General features: G+C 56.8%; 15 protein-coding genes and 3 tRNA genes. 8 read left to right on the top strand and 10 right to left on the bottom strand.

The genetic code is table 11. The features are described 5' to 3' along the window. Positions 1-118: 118 nt before the first annotated feature. The 7 genes from I6N93_RS13905 to I6N93_RS13875 all read right to left on the bottom strand — a co-directional run bounded on the left by I6N93_RS13905 (position 119) and on the right by I6N93_RS13875 (position 8,087). Entirely contained in the window at positions 119-1,039 is a 921-nt protein-coding gene (locus I6N93_RS13905; RefSeq protein ID WP_085688384.1) for a DMT family transporter, read from the bottom strand. 298 nt (positions 1,040-1,337) lie between these two features. Further along, positions 1,338-3,011 (bottom strand): ABC transporter ATP-binding protein/permease, encoded by a 1,674-nt coding sequence (locus tag I6N93_RS13900; protein ID WP_085688382.1) that lies wholly within the window; start codon positions 3,009-3,011, stop codon positions 1,338-1,340. 36 nt (positions 3,012-3,047) lie between these two features. Continuing rightward, positions 3,048-5,474 carry a TonB-dependent siderophore receptor gene (locus I6N93_RS13895; RefSeq protein WP_085688380.1) on the bottom strand — a complete coding sequence of 809 codons (2,427 nt, stop codon included), beginning with the start codon at positions 5,472-5,474 and terminating at the stop codon, positions 3,048-3,050. A 98-nt stretch (positions 5,475-5,572) separates the two neighbouring features. Then, complete coding sequence (locus tag I6N93_RS13890; RefSeq protein WP_085688378.1) at positions 5,573-6,562, bottom strand: FecR domain-containing protein; 990 nt, start codon at positions 6,560-6,562, stop codon at positions 5,573-5,575. Between the two features lie 20 nt (positions 6,563-6,582). Then, entirely contained in the window at positions 6,583-7,125 is a 543-nt protein-coding gene (locus tag I6N93_RS13885; protein ID WP_085688376.1) for a sigma-70 family RNA polymerase sigma factor, read from the bottom strand. Between the two features lie 136 nt (positions 7,126-7,261). Next, the gene (gene rimI, locus I6N93_RS13880; RefSeq protein WP_085688374.1) at positions 7,262-7,705 is read right to left on the bottom strand and encodes a ribosomal protein S18-alanine N-acetyltransferase; all 444 of its coding nucleotides are present in this window, start codon (positions 7,703-7,705) and stop codon (positions 7,262-7,264) included. After that, entirely contained in the window at positions 7,650-8,087 is a 438-nt protein-coding gene (locus I6N93_RS13875) for a DNA polymerase III subunit psi (protein WP_085688372.1), read from the bottom strand. The genes rimI and I6N93_RS13875 overlap by 56 nt, the downstream gene beginning before the upstream one ends. Positions 8,088-8,199: 112 nt before the next feature. On the opposite strand from I6N93_RS13875, the gene rsmC reads away from it, so the two are divergent. Then, positions 8,200-9,240 carry a 16S rRNA (guanine(1207)-N(2))-methyltransferase RsmC gene (gene rsmC / locus I6N93_RS13870; protein ID WP_085688370.1) on the top strand — a complete coding sequence of 347 codons (1,041 nt, stop codon included), beginning with the start codon at positions 8,200-8,202 and terminating at the stop codon, positions 9,238-9,240. A gap of 52 nt (positions 9,241-9,292) precedes the next feature. Here the strand turns inward: rsmC and I6N93_RS13865 are convergent, their stop codons facing one another. Continuing rightward, positions 9,293-10,288 carry an aldo/keto reductase gene (locus I6N93_RS13865; RefSeq protein WP_085688369.1) on the bottom strand — a complete coding sequence of 332 codons (996 nt, stop codon included), beginning with the start codon at positions 10,286-10,288 and terminating at the stop codon, positions 9,293-9,295. Positions 10,289-10,404: 116 nt separating this feature from the next. On the opposite strand from I6N93_RS13865, the gene I6N93_RS13860 reads away from it, so the two are divergent. The 4 genes from I6N93_RS13860 (at position 10,405) to I6N93_RS13845 (ending at position 11,765) form a co-directional block, all read left to right on the top strand. Then, a complete protein-coding gene (locus I6N93_RS13860; RefSeq protein ID WP_085688367.1) occupies positions 10,405-11,307 on the top strand; it encodes a LysR family transcriptional regulator in 903 nt (300 codons plus the stop codon). A gap of 115 nt (positions 11,308-11,422) precedes the next feature. Beyond that, positions 11,423-11,509: transfer RNA gene (locus tag I6N93_RS13855), tRNA-Leu, on the top strand. 33 nt (positions 11,510-11,542) lie between these two features. After that, a tRNA-Leu gene (locus I6N93_RS13850) sits at positions 11,543-11,629 on the top strand. A 49-nt stretch (positions 11,630-11,678) separates the two neighbouring features. After that, a tRNA-Leu gene (locus I6N93_RS13845) sits at positions 11,679-11,765 on the top strand. Positions 11,766-11,849: 84 nt separating this feature from the next. Here the strand turns inward: I6N93_RS13845 and I6N93_RS13840 are convergent. Then, positions 11,850-12,134, bottom strand: a complete 285-nt coding sequence (locus I6N93_RS13840; RefSeq protein ID WP_085688665.1) for a DUF1435 domain-containing protein — start codon at positions 12,132-12,134, stop codon at positions 11,850-11,852. A gap of 345 nt (positions 12,135-12,479) precedes the next feature. On the opposite strand from I6N93_RS13840, the gene I6N93_RS13835 reads away from it, so the two are divergent. Continuing rightward, on the top strand, positions 12,480-14,597 hold the full coding sequence (locus I6N93_RS13835; protein ID WP_085688668.1) for a TonB-dependent siderophore receptor: 2,118 nt from the start codon (positions 12,480-12,482) through the stop codon (positions 14,595-14,597). A gap of 81 nt (positions 14,598-14,678) precedes the next feature. On the opposite strand, the gene I6N93_RS13830 is transcribed toward I6N93_RS13835, so the two are convergent. Next, positions 14,679-15,572, bottom strand: coding sequence for a LysR family transcriptional regulator (locus tag I6N93_RS13830; RefSeq protein ID WP_085688671.1), 894 nt, complete (start codon positions 15,570-15,572; stop codon positions 14,679-14,681). 147 nt (positions 15,573-15,719) lie between these two features. On the opposite strand from I6N93_RS13830, the gene budA reads away from it, so the two are divergent. Together budA and alsS are read left to right on the top strand one after the other, a co-directional pair. Further along, positions 15,720-16,472, top strand: a complete 753-nt coding sequence (budA, locus tag I6N93_RS13825; protein WP_253454706.1) for an acetolactate decarboxylase — start codon at positions 15,720-15,722, stop codon at positions 16,470-16,472. Between the two features lie 50 nt (positions 16,473-16,522). Next, positions 16,523-18,202: an acetolactate synthase AlsS gene (alsS, locus tag I6N93_RS13820; protein ID WP_085688677.1), complete on the top strand. Its 1,680-nt coding sequence runs from the start codon at positions 16,523-16,525 to the stop codon at positions 18,200-18,202. Positions 18,203-18,703 lie beyond the last annotated feature (501 nt).

Below are 18,703 nucleotides of genomic sequence, written 5' to 3'. Positions count from 1 at the left end.
AAGTGGGGCCGGTTTTGCCGGACCGCACTCCCTTCAGGCGCTTCGCTCCGGTGGGGCGCCTGTGTTTCTCCAGTATCTTCCCGCCTTATCCTTCATTTCACTTCGTGTTCTGACACGGCTAGCGCGTTATCGATTTGCGGCTCGCCAGCGTAATGCCGGCAAAAATGGTGGCGATCCCCACCAGATGATAAAGATGGATTTGTTCGCCCAGAAACAGGACCGACAGGGCCACGCCGAACACGGGGATCAGATGGATGGTCAGCCCGGCTCGCTCCGCGCCGACTAACGTTACGCCGCGGCCAAACAGCAGGTAGGCGACAAAAGACGGAAAGATCCCCAGATAGAGGACCGCCGACAGCGTGGTGCGATCCCAAACCGCGCTCGCGCCGCTATTCATCTCCCACAGCCAGAGGGGAAATATGGTGAGCAGCGAGATTATCACCTGCACGCCCAGCAGCCCGAGGCGGCTCACTTCGGGCGGAATTTTTTTGAGCCACAGCGTATACAGCGAGAAGCTGGCCATCGCGCCCAGCAGCATCAGGTCGCCGGACGAAAAAGACAGCGACAGCAGGCCCGTCAGATCGCCGTGGAAAATAATGGCCAGCACGCCGCAGCATGAAATCAGCAGGCCCATCGCCTGAGAGAGCCTCAGCGGCTGGCCGTAAAAGAGACCGGCGAACAGCATGATTAACACCGGAATACAGGAGTTGAGCAGCAGCGCATTGGTGCCGGAAGTGTGATGCAGTCCGATATAGGTCAGCAGACTGAAGAAAACGATCCCGCTGAGAGAAATGGCGACGATACGCAGGGGAAACGCCCGATAGCGCACGGCATCCCGGCGGATGTATTTCAGGGCGAAGGGCAGGATACAGACCAGCGCGATCAGCCAGCGCACCAGGGTGAGCGTCACCGGCGGGATCTCGTCACGCACCGCGCGTCCGATGATGAAGTTGCCGGCCCACAGCAGCGGCGGTAGGGTCAGAATAAAAAAGACGATCAGCCGCGATGGCTGAGCGCCCGCAGACTGGGACTGAGACATAGCTTCATTTCCTGGAGAAAAGCCGCCGGGCATACGCTAACGGCAAGCGTGCAAGAGCGCTGGGCCGGACCACAAAATGTACGATCTGTCCCTGGCGAAGCAGGATGATTTAACTGCCGATTATGAAAGCCCGCACGCAGAAAATCTATCATTGCGTTCATTGCGTTCATTGCGTTCATTGCGTTCATTGCGTTCATTGCGTTCGTCGCGTGCATCTGCACGCTGGTTCGTTGTGGTTAATCGCGGAGGGGCTGACTCTGGCGGCCGGACAGCTGAATCGCTATTCGGCCTCGCCAGATCACTGCTGGGACGCAGGTTGGAGATGGATCTGAGTTTCGAACAGCGGATTCAGTACCGACTGATGCGTGACGGAGAGCACGATGGTGCCCGGCAAATGTCGGCGCAGCCGTTTCATCACCTCTATCGCGGTCTCCTCATCCAACTGGCTGGTTGCCTCATCCAGACAGAGCAGCGTCGGTTTCATCAGGATTGCCCGGATGAGGGAAAGCCGCTGTTGCTCTCCGCCGGACAGCCTTTGCGCCCACGGCTCATCGGCATCCAGTTCTGCGCTCAGATGCGCCAGCTGCATCTCGGCCAGCGCCTCTTGCAACACGTCATCACTGAACGCTTGCGTTTGCGGATAGGTGAGCGCCTGACGCAGCGTTCCCTGCGGCAGATAGGGTTTTTGCGGCAGAAACAGCACGCGCCCAGACGGCAGATACCAGCGGCCGGTCGTGTAAGGCCATAGTCCCGCCAGCGCCCGCAACAGGGTGGTTTTGCCGATCCCGCTGGCGCCTTGCAGGCTGCACCACTCGCCCGGTTTGACCCGCGCGGAGCAGGGGGCCAGCAGCGCCCGGCCCTGCGGCCGCAGCACGGTCAACTGGTGAATTTGCAGCGCTTCGCCCTGAGGCGTGCGCGTGGTCGTTGTCGGCAGCGCCTCTAACCGCTGTTGCAACTGCCAGAGACGTTCAATCGTGGCGGACCAGCGTGTCAACTGACGATAGCTGTCGACGAACCAGCCGAAGGCATCCAGCACGTAGCCGAAGGCGGTTCTGGCCTGCATAATCGCGCCAAGCGACACCTTATGAGTGAGATACAGCGGCAGCACCGCGAAAACGGGCACGATCAGGCTGAAACGGAAATAGCTGACCGTGAAGATTTCCAGCCGAAACTCCTGCCCCATCAGACGGTAGCCGGTGGCGAGCACGGCGCGGAAACGGTCGCGCAGCCGTCTATTTTCGATTTCATCGCCCTGATAAAAGGCAATCTGTTCGCTGTGACTGTTGACCCGGATCAGGCTGGCGCGATAGTCCGCCTCGACTTTCTGCATCTGATGGTTGGTGCGATGCAGGGGGAAACCCAGCGCGTGGGTGAGGAGGCTGCCGACCACGGCGTAGATCAGCGCGATCCACACCAGATAACCGTGGATCGTGAAGGTGAACCCGCTGAGCGTGAACGTCTGTACCCCGGAGATGCTCCACAGGATGGCGATAAAGGACAGCAGACCGACCACGTTCTTCAGCAGCGACAGCAGCAGTTCCAGACTTTGCTCGCACAGCAGCCGGATATCCTCGGCAATACGCTGGTCCGGGTTATCCGGCGTGCCGGAGAGGTCCTGTTGCAGCCGATAATGCCTATGATCCCGTAGCCACTGTGTTTCATAGTGCTGGGTCATCATGTCGCGCCAGCGCAAGATCAGCGCTTTTTTCAGCCAGTTGCCGCTGATAATCACCAGGACGAACAGCGCGGTATATCCGAGATAGCGCCAGAACAGATCGGTGACCGAGGCGTGCTGGAAGAAATCCGCCAGCGCATCGTAAAAGTCCTTGCTCCAGTTGTTGTAGAGCACGCTGATGCCGACGACGGACAGCGTCAGCGCAACCACGATAAGCAACAGCAGCCACAGCACCAAAGCCTGCGTCGTGAGCCACAGCGGCGCGACCAGTTGATAAAAACGTTTAAGCGTCTGCATGGCGTAACACGTCAAAAGAGAGAGTTTTCAACGACATCAGAAGTCCCACTTCGCCGTCAGCATGAAGTTACGCGGATCGCCGTAGTAGTTATTCGCATCGACGATGCGGTTGTTTAGCGTCCGGTAATATTCTTTATTCGTCAGGTTGCTGCCCACCAGATTAAAGCTGAGGTGCCGGTTGTACTGATAGCGGACGTTGGCGTTATACAGCGTGTAGCCGCCCTGATGGATATCGTAGTTCGAGCGGGTGTCGGTTTGCGCGGTCATCCCGACGCCGACGCTCCATTGATTGAGACGGCCTGGCAACGTGTAGCTGCTGTACAGTTTAAACATGTGCTGCGGCGTATAGCGGCTGTAGGTCTGTCCTTTCTCTCCCTCTTCACCTTCCAGATATTGGGTGTTGGTCAGCGTGTAACCCGCGAACAGCTGCCACCCTTCCGCCAGCTTGCCCGAGGCTTCCAGTTCAATCCCCTGACTACGTACTTTGCCCTGTGAACGATAGCAGTAATTGCTGGTGAGACAGTCGGTGTCTTCCACGGCCTTGTTTGCCTGGATGATGCGATAAAGGGCAATGGAGGTGTTCAGGTCACCGCCGAAAAACTCGCCTTTGATACCCGTCTCGTAGTTTTTGCCCGTCACCGCCGGCAGCATGTTGCCCGAGCGATCGATATCTTCCTGCGGTTTAAAGATATCGCTGTAGCTGGCATACCAGGTGTAATGATCGCTGAAATCCCACAGTAGCCCGCCGAAGGGGACCAGTTTGTCGCGCACTTTGTAACCGCTGCTGTGACGGGTCATGTCCGTGGTGCGATTTGTTGAGTACATGTCATAGCTGTAGGCGCTATAGCGGCTGCCCAGAATGAGCTTCCAGTGGTCCGCCAGCTCCAGGCGGGTGGTGGCGAACAGCGCGCGCTGGTAAAGGTTGTAGCGGTAACGGTTGGAGTAATCCCCCCATTCAGGCTCGGCCAGCGCGCTGGCGTTCCAGCTGTAGATATCCACCACGTCGTTTTTGATGATTCGGCCGAACAGGTTGTCGAAGTTTTCTTTCTGGTAGTCGCCGCCAATCACCAGTTCGTGGCTCCGACCCAGGAATTCGAAAGGCCCCGAAAGTTTGAGGTTATAGCTCCATTGATCGGACTGATTATCTCGCTGAATGAAGTTATTGAGTTTCGGCGTGACGCTGCCGTAGATCCCGATGGCCTTGGTTTCCGCTTCGGCGTGTGTGTAATTCAGCGTGCTTTTCAGCGCCCAGTCATTTTCGAACTTATGCTCAAATTCGATGAAAGGATTGATTTTATCAAACTCGATACGGTTCCAACTCGCGCCGAGGAACGTCGTGTGTGCAAGGCCAAGGCTGCTGCCGTCGCGGCTCATCGGGATGCCGTACAGATCGGGCACCGTATGGGTTTTCTGCCAGTTGACGCCGGTCGTCAGCGTGGTATCCGGGGTAATATCCCAGGCCAACGTCCCATACACCACGCTGCGGTCGCTATCGACGTAGTCCACCGCGCTCTGCTTGTCCTGATAAACGCCGACGAAACGGCCGCGCAGAGTGGCATCGTCGTTCAGAGGACCGGAAACGTCGATTTCGTTGCGATAATTATCCCAAGAACCCGCGCCGGCGCTGACATAGCCCTGGAAGTTATAGGTGGGCTTTTTACGCACCAGATTAACGGTGCCGCCCGGCTCTCCATTGCCCTGCGTCAGGCCGGAAGCGCCGCGCAGGACCTCGACGTGATCGTAGATTGCCAGATCGGGTGATTCGGAGGACGCCTCGGAGTATCCCATGCCGGATACGCTGTTCTGAGAGGAGGAGTTCGCGCCGTCCTCTTTGATGTTGTCCATCGTGAAGCCGCGCGACTGGAATTTCACCTGATAAGAGCTTTGATTGACAACGTTAACGCCGGTGGTCTGACTCATCGCTTCGTCGAGCGTGGTCATGTTTTGTTGGTTCATTCGTTGGCGGGTGACCACGCTGACCGACTGGGGGGTTTCTCTCGGCGATAGAGTCAGCTCCGTCGCCGTGCTCATGCTGCGGCTGGTGTAGGAGCCGGTGCCTTCCGTGACGCCCTGGCGGTTCAACTGCGCCACCACCACCATTTCGTCTTCCTTCGGCGTTTTTTGCAGCAGGAAGCTACCGTCCGCCTGTTTCACCGCCTGCAAGCCGTGGCGTTGCAGCAGCGTCGTCAGACCGCTCTCCACAGCGTAATCGCCGTTTAGCGCTGTGCCGTTCAGGCCGTGGGTCAGCGCCGCATCGGCCGCGAGATCAATGCCGGACCGGCGCGCGAATTGATTAAGCTGTTCGTTTAGCGCACCCGCGGCAATGGAATAGTGCTGCACGGCGGCGTTTTCCGCCGCGCTGGCAGGCGCAGCATGCAGAACGACAGCCGGTGAGCCCAGAACAAAAAGACGGGCGGCCAGAGCCAATGGTCGGAGAGCGTGAGGTGGTGCGGTGAATAACATAGGAATAGCCTTTAATACCCAGAGTCAAAAGAAATAAAGCCTGTTTTTATACTGAATCGAACGAACGCTTAAAAAGGGAACCGAGACGGAGGACATCGTTAAACTTTTTTTTCTACCGTCACCCACCAGGAAAAGCGTCGATTAATGCGGATCGGCAGCGCCCGGGACATCATGTTCAGCGCCCTGTCGGTGTTATCCAGCGGGAAGGTGCCCATCAGCCGGAGCGCGGCGATATCCGGATCGCAGGACAGATGGCCGCGCCTGTAGCGGGACAGTCGGGCGATCACCTCGCCGAGCGGGGTGTCGTTGGCGCTTAATTTACCCTGCCGCCAGTCGGCGTCTAGGGTGTCCAAACGATCGAGCGTTCCCAGACCGTCGGCGGTGAAACGCCACTGCTGACCGGCGTTGACGCGGCGCATTGCGCCGTCCTGCCGGGGCGTGACGGCGACGATGCCGTCGTAAACGTTGAGCTGCGTGCGCTCGTCCTGCTGGCTGACGCTGAAGCGTGTGCCGAGCGCCTGCATCCTGCCTTGGTCGCTGACCACCACAAACGGCCGTTGTTGGCCGGGCGCGGTGGCGATAAATATCTGGCCGGAACGCAGAAGCAACTGCCGTTCCGTGGTCGTATAACGAATATCCATCGCGCTGGCGGTATCCAGCCAGATACGCGAACCATCGCTCAGCGTCACCTGCCTGATCTCGCCGGTCACGGTACGATTGTCGGCGGCCATCGCCAGCAGCGACCCGCGCAGCGGGGGATAGCGGTAGCCCATCCAGGACAGCAGCGCGCCGGACGTCAGCATCGCCGTCAGCTTCAGCGCCCGGCGGCGGCTGACGCGCGGCGAGCGCAGAAGAGCCTCCACGCTCGGCTGATGCAACTCGCCCCGCAGCGGCTGAAAACGCTGGCTAATCGTCTGCACATAGATCCATGCTTCTCGATGTTCGGCGCTCTCATCCAGCCACAGTTGCCAGCGGTGGCGCAGTTCACTGTGCTCACCGTCTTCCTCCAACAATTGTGCATACCAGTTGGCCGCCTCTTGCAGAGACTCGAAGCCGGGCTTGGGTGGCGGGGAAGGGCGGAAAGGCATGGGCGATCGACCAGGCTGACTCAGCTGCGCCGGGTCGGCGGCGCGGCGTCGGATTCTGTTTCGAGAACAATGCAGTGCAGCATGGCCTGCGCCATATACTTTTTCACCATGCGTTCAGACACCTTCAGTACGGCGGCGATCTGCGCATAGGTCATCCCCTGAATTTGCGACATCACAAACGCCGAGCGCACTTTTTCAGGGAGATGACGCAGCATGCCGTCCACTTGAAACAATGTTTCCAGCACGATGGCGTTTTGTTCGGCCGACAGGGAGGCGTCCGCCGCATGATGCTGCAACGACGCCAGCCAGGCCTGCTCCAGCGCTTTGCGCCGCCACAGGTCGACGCACAGTCCCTGCGCCATGACGCTCAGATAAGCTCGGGTGCCGTGGTGGCTGTCGAACTCGCGGGGGGTGATCAGTAACTGTAGAAAAACGTCCTGTGCCAGATCGGATGCGTCGCACCGGTTTCCCAGGCGTTTACGCAGCAGGTTCTGCAACCAGCCGTGGTGATGCTGATAGAGCTGACAAAAATCAGACGAAGTCGGTACGTCAACCGCAGACATAGTGAATATCGAGTTCCTTCAGTCCCTGAATATAAAAAAGAGGCGGGCATTCTAATTGAGAATGATTTCCATTTCAATTTTTATGCCGGGATGGGAAGCATTCGCTACTCGCCTGCCAGAGGGTGTCTGACAGGGATTATCCCAGGGGCAGGGCCATCATAATGGCGTCTTCGCGACCTTCCTCCGTGGGATAGTAATTCCGCCTGATGGAAACCTCATTAAAACCCAAAAACTGATACAACGCGATAGCCTGTTGATTTGACGCGCGAACTTCGAGCCATAGCGTCAGAATGCCGCGCTGTTCCAACTCGGCGATCAGGTGTTCCATGAGTGCACGGCCGTAGCCCCGGCGTTGATGTTCGGGATGCACCGCAATATTGAACAGCGTGGCTTCATCCAGCACGATCTGCGTGATCGCGAAGGCGACCATCTGCTCGTCGCTGCTGAGCTTAAGATTGAAGTAGCGTTCGCCTTGGTTGCTGAGAAAGGTTTTTTCCGTCCACGGAAAGGCGTGGCTTAGGCGCTCAATCTGAAAGGCTGTCGTCAGATCGGCGGAGGTCAGGGTAGAGATCGTGTTCATATTGACAAATTTGCCGCCACAGCGCGCGCTTGGCGTCCGGGTTATGGTCAAGCTCGGACAACGCCGGGCTGGTAAGCTGCACGCCTTGCGGAGGCTGCATGGGGGTTGCGCCCAGCCACCAGGCCGGGCAATCGCAGGTGTCCGGCAACATTTCCACCTGCTGCGGCAGCAAGCTATAGATCTGTTCGGGGGTCAGTTGCAGACTTCTGAGCACATCCTGCAATAGCGGATCATCGATCGCAGGGAGCGGATCGGCGACGAGCAGCAGACGCGCCGTCGACGGCAGGCTGATGGCGATTTCGCCCTGCAGCGCGGCGGGGCGGCGCAATGTCCACTGCGTAATGCCCAATTGCTGTAGCAGCCTGTCCCGATGTGATGTCATGCCTTACCTTGTCCGGAGCGCGAGTATGCGCCGCTATGCTAGCAAACCCATCGAACATGCGGCAACAAACCTCTATAATCGCCGCTCAGTTAATTGAGGAGTTTGAAGCCTGATGTCCGCATTTACCCCCGCCAGTGAAGTGATACTGCGTCACAGCGATGATTTTTCCGCCCGCCGCGTGTTGTTTGCCGGTGATTTGCAAGATACCTTGCCCGCCCAGTTTGAGGCGGAAGACGTCCGCGTGCACACGATGCAGTACCACCACTGGCAGCAGTTGAACCGGACAATGGGCGACGCGGCCCATTTCGGCCTGCTGGCCGAGGCTGGCAGGGTCGCGGGCTGCGACACCCTGATTTATTACTGGCCGAAGAGCAAGCAGGAAGCCCAGTTCCAGCTGTCCAACCTGCTGTCGTTGTTGCCCGTCGGCTGCGATATTTTCGTGGTGGGCGAGAACCGCAGCGGGGTACGCAGCGCGGAAACGCTGCTGGCGGACATTACTGCGCTGACCAAAATCGACAGCGCGCGCCGCTGTGGTCTGTATCACGGCCGTCTAGAACAGACGCCGGCCTTTGATTTGGCGCACTGGTGGCACGAATATGATGTGGACGGCGTACCGATATGTACGCTGCCGGGCGTGTTCAGCCGCGATGGGCTGGATAGCGGTAGCCAGCTGCTGCTCGGCACGTTGGAACCGCATTCGAAAGGTAAAGTGCTGGATATCGCCTGCGGCGCGGGCGTGTTGGCCGTGGCGTTTTCCCAGCGCGCGCCGAAAATTCGTCTGACGCTGAGTGATGTGAACGCCGCTGCGCTGGAGGCGAGCCGGGCGACACTGGCGCGTAACGCGCTGGAAGGCGCCGTCATCGCCAGCAACGTCTTCTCAGATGTTGCCGGTCGTTTCGACATGATCATTTCCAACCCGCCCTTCCATGACGGGATGCAAACCAGCCTGCACGCGGCAGAAGCCTTGATCCGCGGCGCGGCGGCGCATCTGAACATCGGCGGCAAGCTGCGCATTGTCGCTAACGCCTTCCTGCCTTATCCGGCGCTGCTGGATGAGACGTTTGGCAGCCATGAAGTGTTGGCGCAGAATGGTCGTTTCCGTGTGTATCAAGCGATTATGGGACGCGGCGCTAAGTCCACATCGCGCGCTTAAATTTGCACGATCCCCCTGCGGCGGGCAGCCGCGGGGGATCATGTGCTGAGGATCAGTCGTTATTGATGGTGTCCATACCTTCCTCGCCATAGCGTTCCCCCGCGGCGGCCTGTAGCGGAAACAGGCTGTCGATGGCTGACAGCTCCGCAGCAGTCAATATCACATCCAACGCGCCGATGTTCTCTTCCAGATAACGGCGTCGTTTGGTGCCGGGGATTGGCACAATGTGTTCCCCTTGCGCCAACACCCAGGCCAGCGCCAGCTGTGCGGACGTCACCCCTTTCTCCTTCGCCAACGCCTCCACATGGTCGGCCAGACGCAGGTTTCTGGTGAAATTATCGCCGTGAAAACGCGGGTTTTTGAGACGGAAGTCGTCGTCAGACAGCGTGTCGAGATCCCGGATCGCGCCGGTCAGAAAACCGCGGCCCAACGGACTGTAGGGAACGAAACCCACGCCCAGTTTGCGGCAGGTCGGCAGGATTTGCGTTTCCACATCCCGCGTCCATAGCGAATATTCGCTTTGCAGCGCGGTGATGGGATGAACGCGGTGCGCGCGCTCCAGCGTGGCGGCGGAAGCCTCGCTTAATCCGAGAAAACGAATCTTGCCCTCTTTCACGAGGTCGGCCATCGCGCCGACGGTGTCTTCAATCGGCACCGTCGGGTCGACCCGGTGTTGATAGTAAAGATCGATAGTCTCTACCCCAAGCCGTTTCAGGCTGCCTTCCACCGACTGCCGCACATACTCCGGTCTGCCGCAGATACCACGCTCATCCAAATTGACGGTATCGCGGACGATCCCGAATTTGGTCGCCAGAAAGACACGGTCGCGTTTGCCCTTGATCGCTTTTCCCACCAGTTGCTCATTGGTATACGGCCCGTACATATCGGCGGTATCCAGCAGGGTGATGTCCAGTTCAAGTGAACGGTGCAGGGTGGCAAGGGATTCATCGGCATCCTGATGGGTGGAATAAAAATCGCTCATGCCCATACAGCCCAGTCCCAGTGCGGAAACCTGCGGCCCCTTGGGTCCTAATGTTCTCTGTTGCATGCTGATGACCTCGATAGGTGATGAGAATGCCAGTGTGGTTGTTTGCTCGACAAAGATAAATCCCCCGTTTTATGCAACACTGTTTGTAAATCACAAACAATCCTGCGGGCGGGTTCATGGATCACATACAGGCGATGCGCGTGTTCATCCGCATCGTGGAAACGGAAAACTTTAGCCGGACGGCCGAGAGCCTGGGGCTCCCGCGAGCTACGGTCAGTCAGACGCTTAAACGACTGGAGCTGCGGCTGGGCGTCCGGTTGGCGGAGCGAACAACGCGTCAGGTTCGCATTACGGATGAAGGGCGGCTTTACTATCAGCGCTGCACGCAGCTGTTATCCGCGTTTGATGAAAGCGACGCCATGTTCACCCAGCAGCGGAGGCAGCCCAGCGGGCAGGTGCGCATCGATATGCCGCATTCGATGGCCCGTGAACTCGTTATTCCTGCGCTTCCGGCGTTTTATCGCCAGCATCCGGGCATCCGGCTGGTGCTGAGCGCCAACGACGCGGCGATTAATGTCCAGCGCGAGGGGGTGGATTGCGTGGTGCGAGCGTGGCAGTTGGAAGATGATTCACTCTCCGTCCGCCAACTGCCGTCATTGCCGCAGCTCTCCTGCGCCTCCGTGGATTATTGCGCGGCGCACGGTATCCCGTCCTCGCTGGCCGAGCTGGCTAGTCATCGGATGGTTGGCTATTTTTCTTTGCGCAATCTACATCGCTATCCCCTTGAGTTTGTCCAGAAAGGGCAATGGCTCACGCAGAGTCTGCCTACATGGGTGGACGTCAGCGGCGTAGACGCGTATATCGCCGCCGCACAGGCCGGTTTGGGGATTATTCAGGGGCCGCGCAGGAGCCTCAGACCGCTTATAGAACGGGGCGATCTGGTGGAGATTCTGCCGGACCTGCCGCCGCCGCCCATGCCGCTTTACATCATGTTTCCCGCCGGACGCTTTCTGGCCCCGCGTATTCAGGTGGTCGTTGACTGGTTGCAGGCGTGTATTACGCCAGCCCCGGTTGATTGACCGCCGTTTTTTACAGCAAACCCTCGCACGGAGGGGAAATAATCATTGACCTCGGCCGTAAAATCTCTAGAATTCGCCTCCGTGGTGACATTGCGTGACGTTATGTCACAGGTTTGCGAAGGTGGCGGAATTGGTAGACGCGCTAGCTTCAGGTGTTAGTGCCTTAACGGGCGTGAGGGTTCAAGTCCCTCTCTTCGCACCACCTCACCACAATGATGTGTATTGCACAGTACCTGCGAAGGTGGCGGAATTGGTAGACGCGCTAGCTTCAGGTGTTAGTGTCTTAACGGACGTGAGGGTTCAAGTCCCTCTCTTCGCACCAAGCTGGTAATGCAGATCGTGCAGTAGGTAATACGTAAAAAATCTCATGTGCGAAGGTGGCGGAATTGGTAGACGCGCTAGCTTCAGGTGTTAGTGTCTTAACGGACGTGAGGGTTCAAGTCCCTCTCTTCGCACCACGTATTATTCTCTCGGCTTTATCCTCGCAATTATCCCACTAAGTTTAATCTTCTTAATTTCAACTATACGATTGTTTTAACGCTCTAGATGCTGCGCAGCGTCACGGACAGCGCCGTCAGTCCGCCTACCAGCGCGATGCAGGACGGCAGCAGCAGATAGTGGCGCAACCGCTGATGAAACAGCATTCCCAGGGTTGCCAGCATGGCCAGCGTGACAATGTATTTCAGAGAGTGCAGGTCGATGCCGGGCAGTATCAGCAAAGGCATCAACGTCACGGGAAGCAGAATCCCCCAGACGCTGGAAAGCGGTTTACCGAAGTACCAGGTGATCCCCCACAGCCCGCAGGCGGCAATCATCGCGGTCAACATAGTCCCTCACCATGACGATAATGATAATTACTATCATATAGAAAACCTTTCTGAATACAACTTATGCCGGATAGGGTCATCAACCGGTTGTTCACCCCTCATCCCCGCGTTGGCTCCAGAGGATATGGGAGCGTAATCGCCCTCAAAAAGAGATGGAATCATGACAAAACCGTAAACTTTACAGGTTGAATGCGTAGATATTAATAGTAATAATTATTATTACCTTTAACTGTTTTTGCGCTTTCCGATCGATAGGTTTCCGTTTGGTATGATGCACTTTTCGCGATACGCGCACAGTGACTGAAAAGGGAAGCCCACTCAGGCGCTTATTCAGGAACCTATCGCATGTCATCCCTTCCTTTATTCCGTTATTACGGCGTGCTTGTTGCGCTGACCACGCCTGCTTTCGTTCTGGCCGCTGAAGATGTCATTAAAGTTTCAGCTCAGCCCCAGGAGTCCGCGCTATCCCCGACCGAGGGCTATACCGCCACGACCTCGCAGGGCGCGACCAAAACCGATAAGCCGTTGGTGGTGACGTCGCAGTCCGTCTCCGTGGTGACTCGCCAGCAAATGCGCGATCAGAACGTGATGACGCTGAATGAGGCGCTGAACTACACGCCGGGCGTTTTCACCAATTTCTCCGGCGGGGCGACGCGGTTTGATACGGTCTCGTTGCGTGGATTTCACGGCGCGGATGTGAACAACACCTTCCTCGACGGTTTGCGCGTACTCAGCGACAGCGGCAGTCACAACAACTTGCAGATCGACCCTTGGTTCCTCGAGCGTGTCGACGTCATTAAAGGTCCTTCGTCTTCGCTGTACGGACAGAGCGTGCCCGGCGGTCTGGTGATGATGACATCCAAACGCCCGCAGTTTATGCCGGAAGGACATTTTCGCCTCAGCGCCGGCACTCATAACGATCGGGGCGCGGCGTTCGACTATACGCAGGGCATCAACGACAATTGGGCTTTTCGCGTGACGGGGCTGACTCATAGCAGCGATACGATGTATGACGGCCCACGCGAGGAGCGCTATGCGATTGCGCCTTCTTTCCTGTGGCAGCCGGATGAAGACACGACGCTGCTGCTGAAAACGTATCTGCAGAAGGACCCGGCGGGGGGCTATCACGGCTCTGTGCCCGCGGCAGGCAGCGTCTATGCCTATCAGGGATCAAAGTTCGCGCGCGGCCTTTTTGACGGAGAGAAAAGCCTGGATGATTACCAGCGTAACCAGCAGATGTATGGCTATGAATTCTCTCACCGGTTCAACGACACCTGGGCGTTCAGGCAAAACGCCAGCTACGTGCACTCCAACGTCAATATTCAGCAAATTTATCAGTACGGCTGGAGCAGCCTAGAGACGGACAAGCTGTCGCGTTATTACACCGCAGAGTCCTCCTCGTTGGACGCCTATGCCGTCGATAATCAGCTGGCGGCAGATTTCGATACCGGCGACGTCAAACACAAAACCCTCTTCGGCGTCGATTTCCAGTACTTTACCAACAACCTATGGGACGCGTCGGGCACGGCTACGTTGCTGGACCCGTTCACCGGCCAGTCGGGCGGGGATGCGGTCACCGATTTTTATCGCTTCGACTCACAGCGGCGCTACAAGCAGACCGGCGTTTATGTGCAGGACGACATGCAGTGGCAGCGCTGGTATCTGACGCTCTCCGGCCGTTACGACGTCATCAAATTCGACAATAAAAACCTGACCACGGATAGCCGCAGCCAGCGCGATGATAACCGCTTTAGCGGGCGGGCCGCGCTGCTGTATGCCTTTGACAACGGTACTTCGCCTTATGTCAGCTACAGTCAGGCGGTTACGCCTGCGCTGTATGCGGACTCGCAGGGGAATCCGCTCAAGCCGATGAGCAGCGAACAGGTTGAGGGCGGGATCAAATACCAGCCGCCGGGCACCAAGGCGTTATATACCGCGGCGGTGTACGATTTGACGCAAACCGACGTCGCCACCCGCAACATCGTGGGCAACTACTATGAGCCGATCGGTAAGGTGCAGTCCCAGGGACTGGAGCTGGAAGCCAGAACGCCGATCACCGAACGCCTGAGCGTTATTGCGGGTTACACCTACAGCAAGGTGAAATATAAAGAGACCGTGGAGGGCAATGACGGCAATACGCCGGTATTGGCGCCGAAGCAGATGGCTTCGTTGTGGACGCAGTATGAGGCGGGCGCAGGCATTAATCTCGGCGTTGGCGTACGCCACATCGGCAAACAGTGGGCCGACGATGCCAACACGCTGCAACTGCCCTCTGTGACGCTGTTGGATGCCTCTGTCCGGGTCGATCTGGGACGCTGGAATCCCTCGCTCAAAGGCGCTTACGCACAGGTCAACGTCAATAATTTGACGGACAGGACTTACATCGCGTCCTGCTACGAACTGAGAACCTGCTACTGGGGCGCCGAGCGTTCCGTCGTCGCGACCGTCGGCTACGATTTCTGACGCATCGACGCGTAAAATGGGCGAACCTGTATTTCAGGCTCGCCGCGATCTCATTTTAAGTTATTAACATTATGATATCTATTAACTTTCCTGTTCGTGGCCGTGCAGCAATTGCACCATATTATGCAGGGTGGCTGACGTATCATGCTTGCGCCAGATAACGGCAATCTGCGTGTTCAGATGGGGCGTGTCGATGTTGTGATACGTCACATTTCCGGCGTGAATGCAGGACAGGGACTCCGGAATGAACGTGATGCCGAAGCCGGAAGCGACCATGCTGATTGTCGCCGTGATATGCGGCGCCAGCGGGTTGATTTTTGGCTGGTAACCCGCCAGATAGCAGGCGCGAATGATCATGTCGTGCAGGCTGGGGCAGAGCTCGCGCGGGAAAATGATCAGCGGCTCCGACGCCATCTGGCCGAGGTGCACTTCCTGCTGATCGCTGAGCGGATGGTTGTCCGGCAACACCAGCCGCATATCCTCTTCTACCAGAATTTCGCCGTCGAACTCGTCGCCGATGTCACAGGGCAGTCGCACGAAGGCGATATCCGTGCTGCGATTGCGCAGGCTCTCCAGAATCTCGTTGATATGCTCTTCCTGCGGCTGCATCTGCACGTTCGGGAAGCGCTGACGGTAAAGCCGCAGCATTTTCAGCACCAGCGGATGGAAGGTGACTGCGCAAGAAAACCCCACATTAATGGCGCCGCTCTCTCCGCGAGCGATACATCGCACCCGATCCATGGCGGCGTCGGTCAGTTCGAGTATCTGCTTGGCATCCTGGTAAAACGCTTCTCCCGCCTCGGTCATCTCTACGCCTCGCGTCATTCGCTTTAGCAGAGGAGTCCCGATTTCACGTTCAAGTTTTTGAATTTGCTGACTAAGCGGAGGTTGCGATATCCCTAATGATTCAGCTGCGCGGGTAAAGTGTCGAGTGGAGGCGACGGCGACGAAATAGCGCAGATAACGTAACTCCATATATTTTAGATCTCCAAATAGCCACGTTTTTATATTGGAACTTAGAATCTCACGAGAGCAATATTTAAGGGAAACATTAATTAAATTTATGTCGCACCTCGTCGGAAGAGAAGGGATATGAAAGACTCCAACTGCGTTGACCCCTGTATGGCAGAGCTTGCCAACTTCGTCCATCAGCACCAGAAACATCACCCAGAGTGTCAGATCTATCAAACCTCACTGATGAGCGGATTGATAAATGGCGTATACGAAGGCAGTACAACCATGGAGGATCTGCTGGAGCATGGTGATTTCGGATTAGGCACGTTTAACGATCTCGACGGAGAGCTGGTGGCCATGGAAAGCCGTATTTTCCAGCTGCGCTCCGATGGCAGCGCACGCGCCGCCAAGCCCGATCAGAAAACGCCTTTTGCCGTAATGACCTTCTTCCGTCCGACTGAAAAGATGCAGTTTGACCATGCGCTCAGTCGTGAGGATCTTCATCAGCGTATTGATGATTTTGTTGCAACAGACAATCTTTTTTGTGCTTTACGAATCGATGGCTGCTTCAGCTACGTCGAAACTCGTACGGTACCTCGCCAGGAACGACCTTACAAACCGATGCTGGAAGCTATCGCCCAGCAACCGACTTTCCGTTTCGACAACTGCCAGGGCAACGTTATCGGTTTTCGTAGCCCGACGTATGTTCAGGGGATCAATGTCGCCGGCTATCACGAGCATTTTATCACTGATAGCCGACAAGGCGGCGGGCATATCCTTGATTACCGCCTGGAGAACGGCGTACTGCAATTTGGCACTATCGCCAAATTAATCATTGACCTGCCTCTGGATAAGGATTTTCTGCGCGCCAACTTGTCCCCGGACGATCTCGATAGTGTCATCCACTCGGTGGAAAGCTAAAGTTCATCAAGGTACTGAAAAGAAAGCACAAAATGCATAGGAAAAATGTTATGGAAAATAAGGATGGTCAACAACACTGGGCTTGCGGTGCGGATCTGATCGTAAAACATCTGGAGCAGGAAGGGGTCAAATATGTTTTCGGTATTCCTGGAGCAAAAGTTGACCGCGTTTTTGATTCTCTTGTTGACTCATCGATCCAGACCATCCCCGTACGCCATGAAGCCAATGGGGCTTTTATGGCATCGGCGATCGGCCGTCTGACGGGGAAAGCGGGCGTTACGATGGTGACTTCCGGTCCGGGCTGCTCCAACCTGGTGACGGGGCTGGCGACGGCGACCTCGGAAGGCGACCCGATTGTTGCGCTGGGCGGTGCGGTGAAGCGCGCCGACCGGCTGAAGCTGACGCACCAGAGTCTGGATACCGTTAGCCTGTTCAAACCGGTCACCAAGTTCAGCGCGGAAATCCCCGTTTCCTCCGCAATTTCCGAAGTGCTGGCCAATGCGTTCCGCGCCGCCGAGTTCGGTCGTCCGGGCGCTTCATTTATCAGCCTGCCGGAAGACATCGTCAACGATCCGGTCACGAGTCCTGTGCTTGCCGCGACCCATTTGCCGACGCTGAACAGCGCGCCTTTGGCGGACGTCAAACGCGTTGCGCAGATGATCGAAAAAGCGAAAAACCCGATTCTGCTGCTGGGCCTGATGGCCAGCCAGCCGAAGAATGCGGAAGCGCTGCGCCGCCTGTTGCACCGCAGCCAGCTGCCGGTCACCAGCACCTATCAGGCCGCCGGCGTCATCGATCAGCAGCACTTCGACCATTTTGCCGGTCGCGTCGGCCTGTTCAACAACCAGGCGGGCGACAAACTGTTGCAGCAGGCCGACCTGATCATCACCGTCGGTTACAGCCCGGTCGAATACGCGCCGGCGCTGTGGAACACCGGTAATGCGACGCTGGTGCACATCGACGTGCTGCCGTCCGAACTGGAATGCGACTACCGTCCGGAACTGGAGCTGGTTGGGGATATCTGCATCACCATCGATATGCTGAACGAGCAGCTGAATTCGCCGATTAGCCTGTCTTCCGGCGCCATCAATATTCTGGAAGAGCGCCGAGAACTGCGTCATCAGCTGGCGACTCACGCCATCAACATGAACGGCTTTGCCATCCATCCGTTGCGTTTGGTTCGTGCGATGCAGGAGCTGGTGAACAAAGACGTCACGCTATGTGTCGATATGGGCAGCTTCCATATCTGGCTGGCGCGCTACCTCTACAGCTTCCGCGCGCGCCAGGTGCTGATGACCAACGGTCAGCAGACCATGGGTGTGGCGCTGCCGTGGGCGATTGCGGCCGCGCTGGTGAATCCGAACCAGAAAGTGCTGTCGGTCTCCGGCGACGGTGGCTTCATGCAGTCCAGTATGGAACTGGAAACGGCGGTTCGTCTGAACTGTAATGTCCTGCATATCATCTGGGTGGATAACGCCTACAACATGGTTGAGATTCAGGAACAGAAGAAATACAACCGCGGCTCTTGCGTCAAGTTCGGACCGATCGATTTCAAAGCCTACGCGGAAGCCTTCGGCGCGAAAGGATTTGCGGTCGAGTCGGCTGAAGAGCTGATTCCAAAACTGCATCAGGCGATGGATGTCGACGGACCGGCGGTGATCGCGATTCCGGTGGATTACTCCGACAACCACTATCTGATGGAAAACGTCAACATCGCACATCTGATCTAAGTCAGACGCGTTCGATGCGGGCGGCACATCACGGTCATGACAGACCGGCGGTGTGCCGCCTTTTTATTTGCCTGCCTACACTCACTTCCTCCCCTGATTCACGATCGCGGTCGGGCTGTCTCTTTCAACATCGCAGCAAAGCGTGATGGGGATCGCTGCGCGGCCGATTGCGTCCATCACGTCCGCCGGCTCACGGCTTTTAACCGTCTACTTCTTGCCTGAAATAATCTAATTTCACATCCTTTTTCGCATTACTTTATCTAATGTGTTTTGTTTTTGATGAATTTTGATAAATAGGGGATAATCGAAGATTTTCATCATTTTTAAGCAATAAACTGAAAAAATTAATTTAAATGTGCTGATTAACTCCTGTTTTATAGCGTAAAAGATGGGTGTGACGCTAAGAAAATCACAGTTTTATCAGACGTTATTATATAGATTTGCTTATGGCATGGCGTGTGGTTAAGAACCCACATCGGTGGTAAGTTCAAAGGAAGAGAT

The sequence above is a fragment of the Lonsdalea populi genome (assembly GCF_015999465.1).
GTDB lineage: Bacteria > Pseudomonadota > Gammaproteobacteria > Enterobacterales > Enterobacteriaceae > Lonsdalea > Lonsdalea populi.
The sequence above is the reverse complement of the archived record's forward strand: the minus strand, read 5'-3'. Positions and strand labels throughout refer to the sequence as shown.

Bases quoted from the DNA above. Each gene is read 5' to 3' on its own strand.
- rimI (WP_085688374.1), bottom strand. From the start codon at position 7,705: ATGAACACGATCTCTACCCTGACCTCCGCCGATCTGACGACAGCCTTT.
- budA (WP_253454706.1), top strand. From the start codon at position 15,720: ATGGCAGAGCTTGCCAACTTCGTCCATCAGCACCAGAAACATCACCCA.
- alsS (WP_085688677.1), top strand. From the start codon at position 16,523: ATGGAAAATAAGGATGGTCAACAACACTGGGCTTGCGGTGCGGATCTG.
- I6N93_RS13865 (WP_085688369.1), bottom strand. From the start codon at position 10,288: ATGCAACAGAGAACATTAGGACCCAAGGGGCCGCAGGTTTCCGCACTG.
- I6N93_RS13840 (WP_085688665.1), bottom strand. From the start codon at position 12,134: ATGTTGACCGCGATGATTGCCGCCTGCGGGCTGTGGGGGATCACCTGG.
- I6N93_RS13885 (WP_085688376.1), bottom strand. From the start codon at position 7,125: ATGTCTGCGGTTGACGTACCGACTTCGTCTGATTTTTGTCAGCTCTAT.
- I6N93_RS13860 (WP_085688367.1), top strand. From the start codon at position 10,405: ATGGATCACATACAGGCGATGCGCGTGTTCATCCGCATCGTGGAAACG.
- I6N93_RS13830 (WP_085688671.1), bottom strand. From the start codon at position 15,572: ATGGAGTTACGTTATCTGCGCTATTTCGTCGCCGTCGCCTCCACTCGA.
- I6N93_RS13900 (WP_085688382.1), bottom strand. From the start codon at position 3,011: ATGCAGACGCTTAAACGTTTTTATCAACTGGTCGCGCCGCTGTGGCTC.
- I6N93_RS13875 (WP_085688372.1), bottom strand. From the start codon at position 8,087: ATGACATCACATCGGGACAGGCTGCTACAGCAATTGGGCATTACGCAG.
- I6N93_RS13890 (WP_085688378.1), bottom strand. From the start codon at position 6,562: ATGCCTTTCCGCCCTTCCCCGCCACCCAAGCCCGGCTTCGAGTCTCTG.
- I6N93_RS13895 (WP_085688380.1), bottom strand. From the start codon at position 5,474: ATGTTATTCACCGCACCACCTCACGCTCTCCGACCATTGGCTCTGGCC.
- I6N93_RS13835 (WP_085688668.1), top strand. From the start codon at position 12,480: ATGTCATCCCTTCCTTTATTCCGTTATTACGGCGTGCTTGTTGCGCTG.
- rsmC (WP_085688370.1), top strand. From the start codon at position 8,200: ATGTCCGCATTTACCCCCGCCAGTGAAGTGATACTGCGTCACAGCGAT.
- I6N93_RS13905 (WP_085688384.1), bottom strand. From the start codon at position 1,039: ATGTCTCAGTCCCAGTCTGCGGGCGCTCAGCCATCGCGGCTGATCGTC.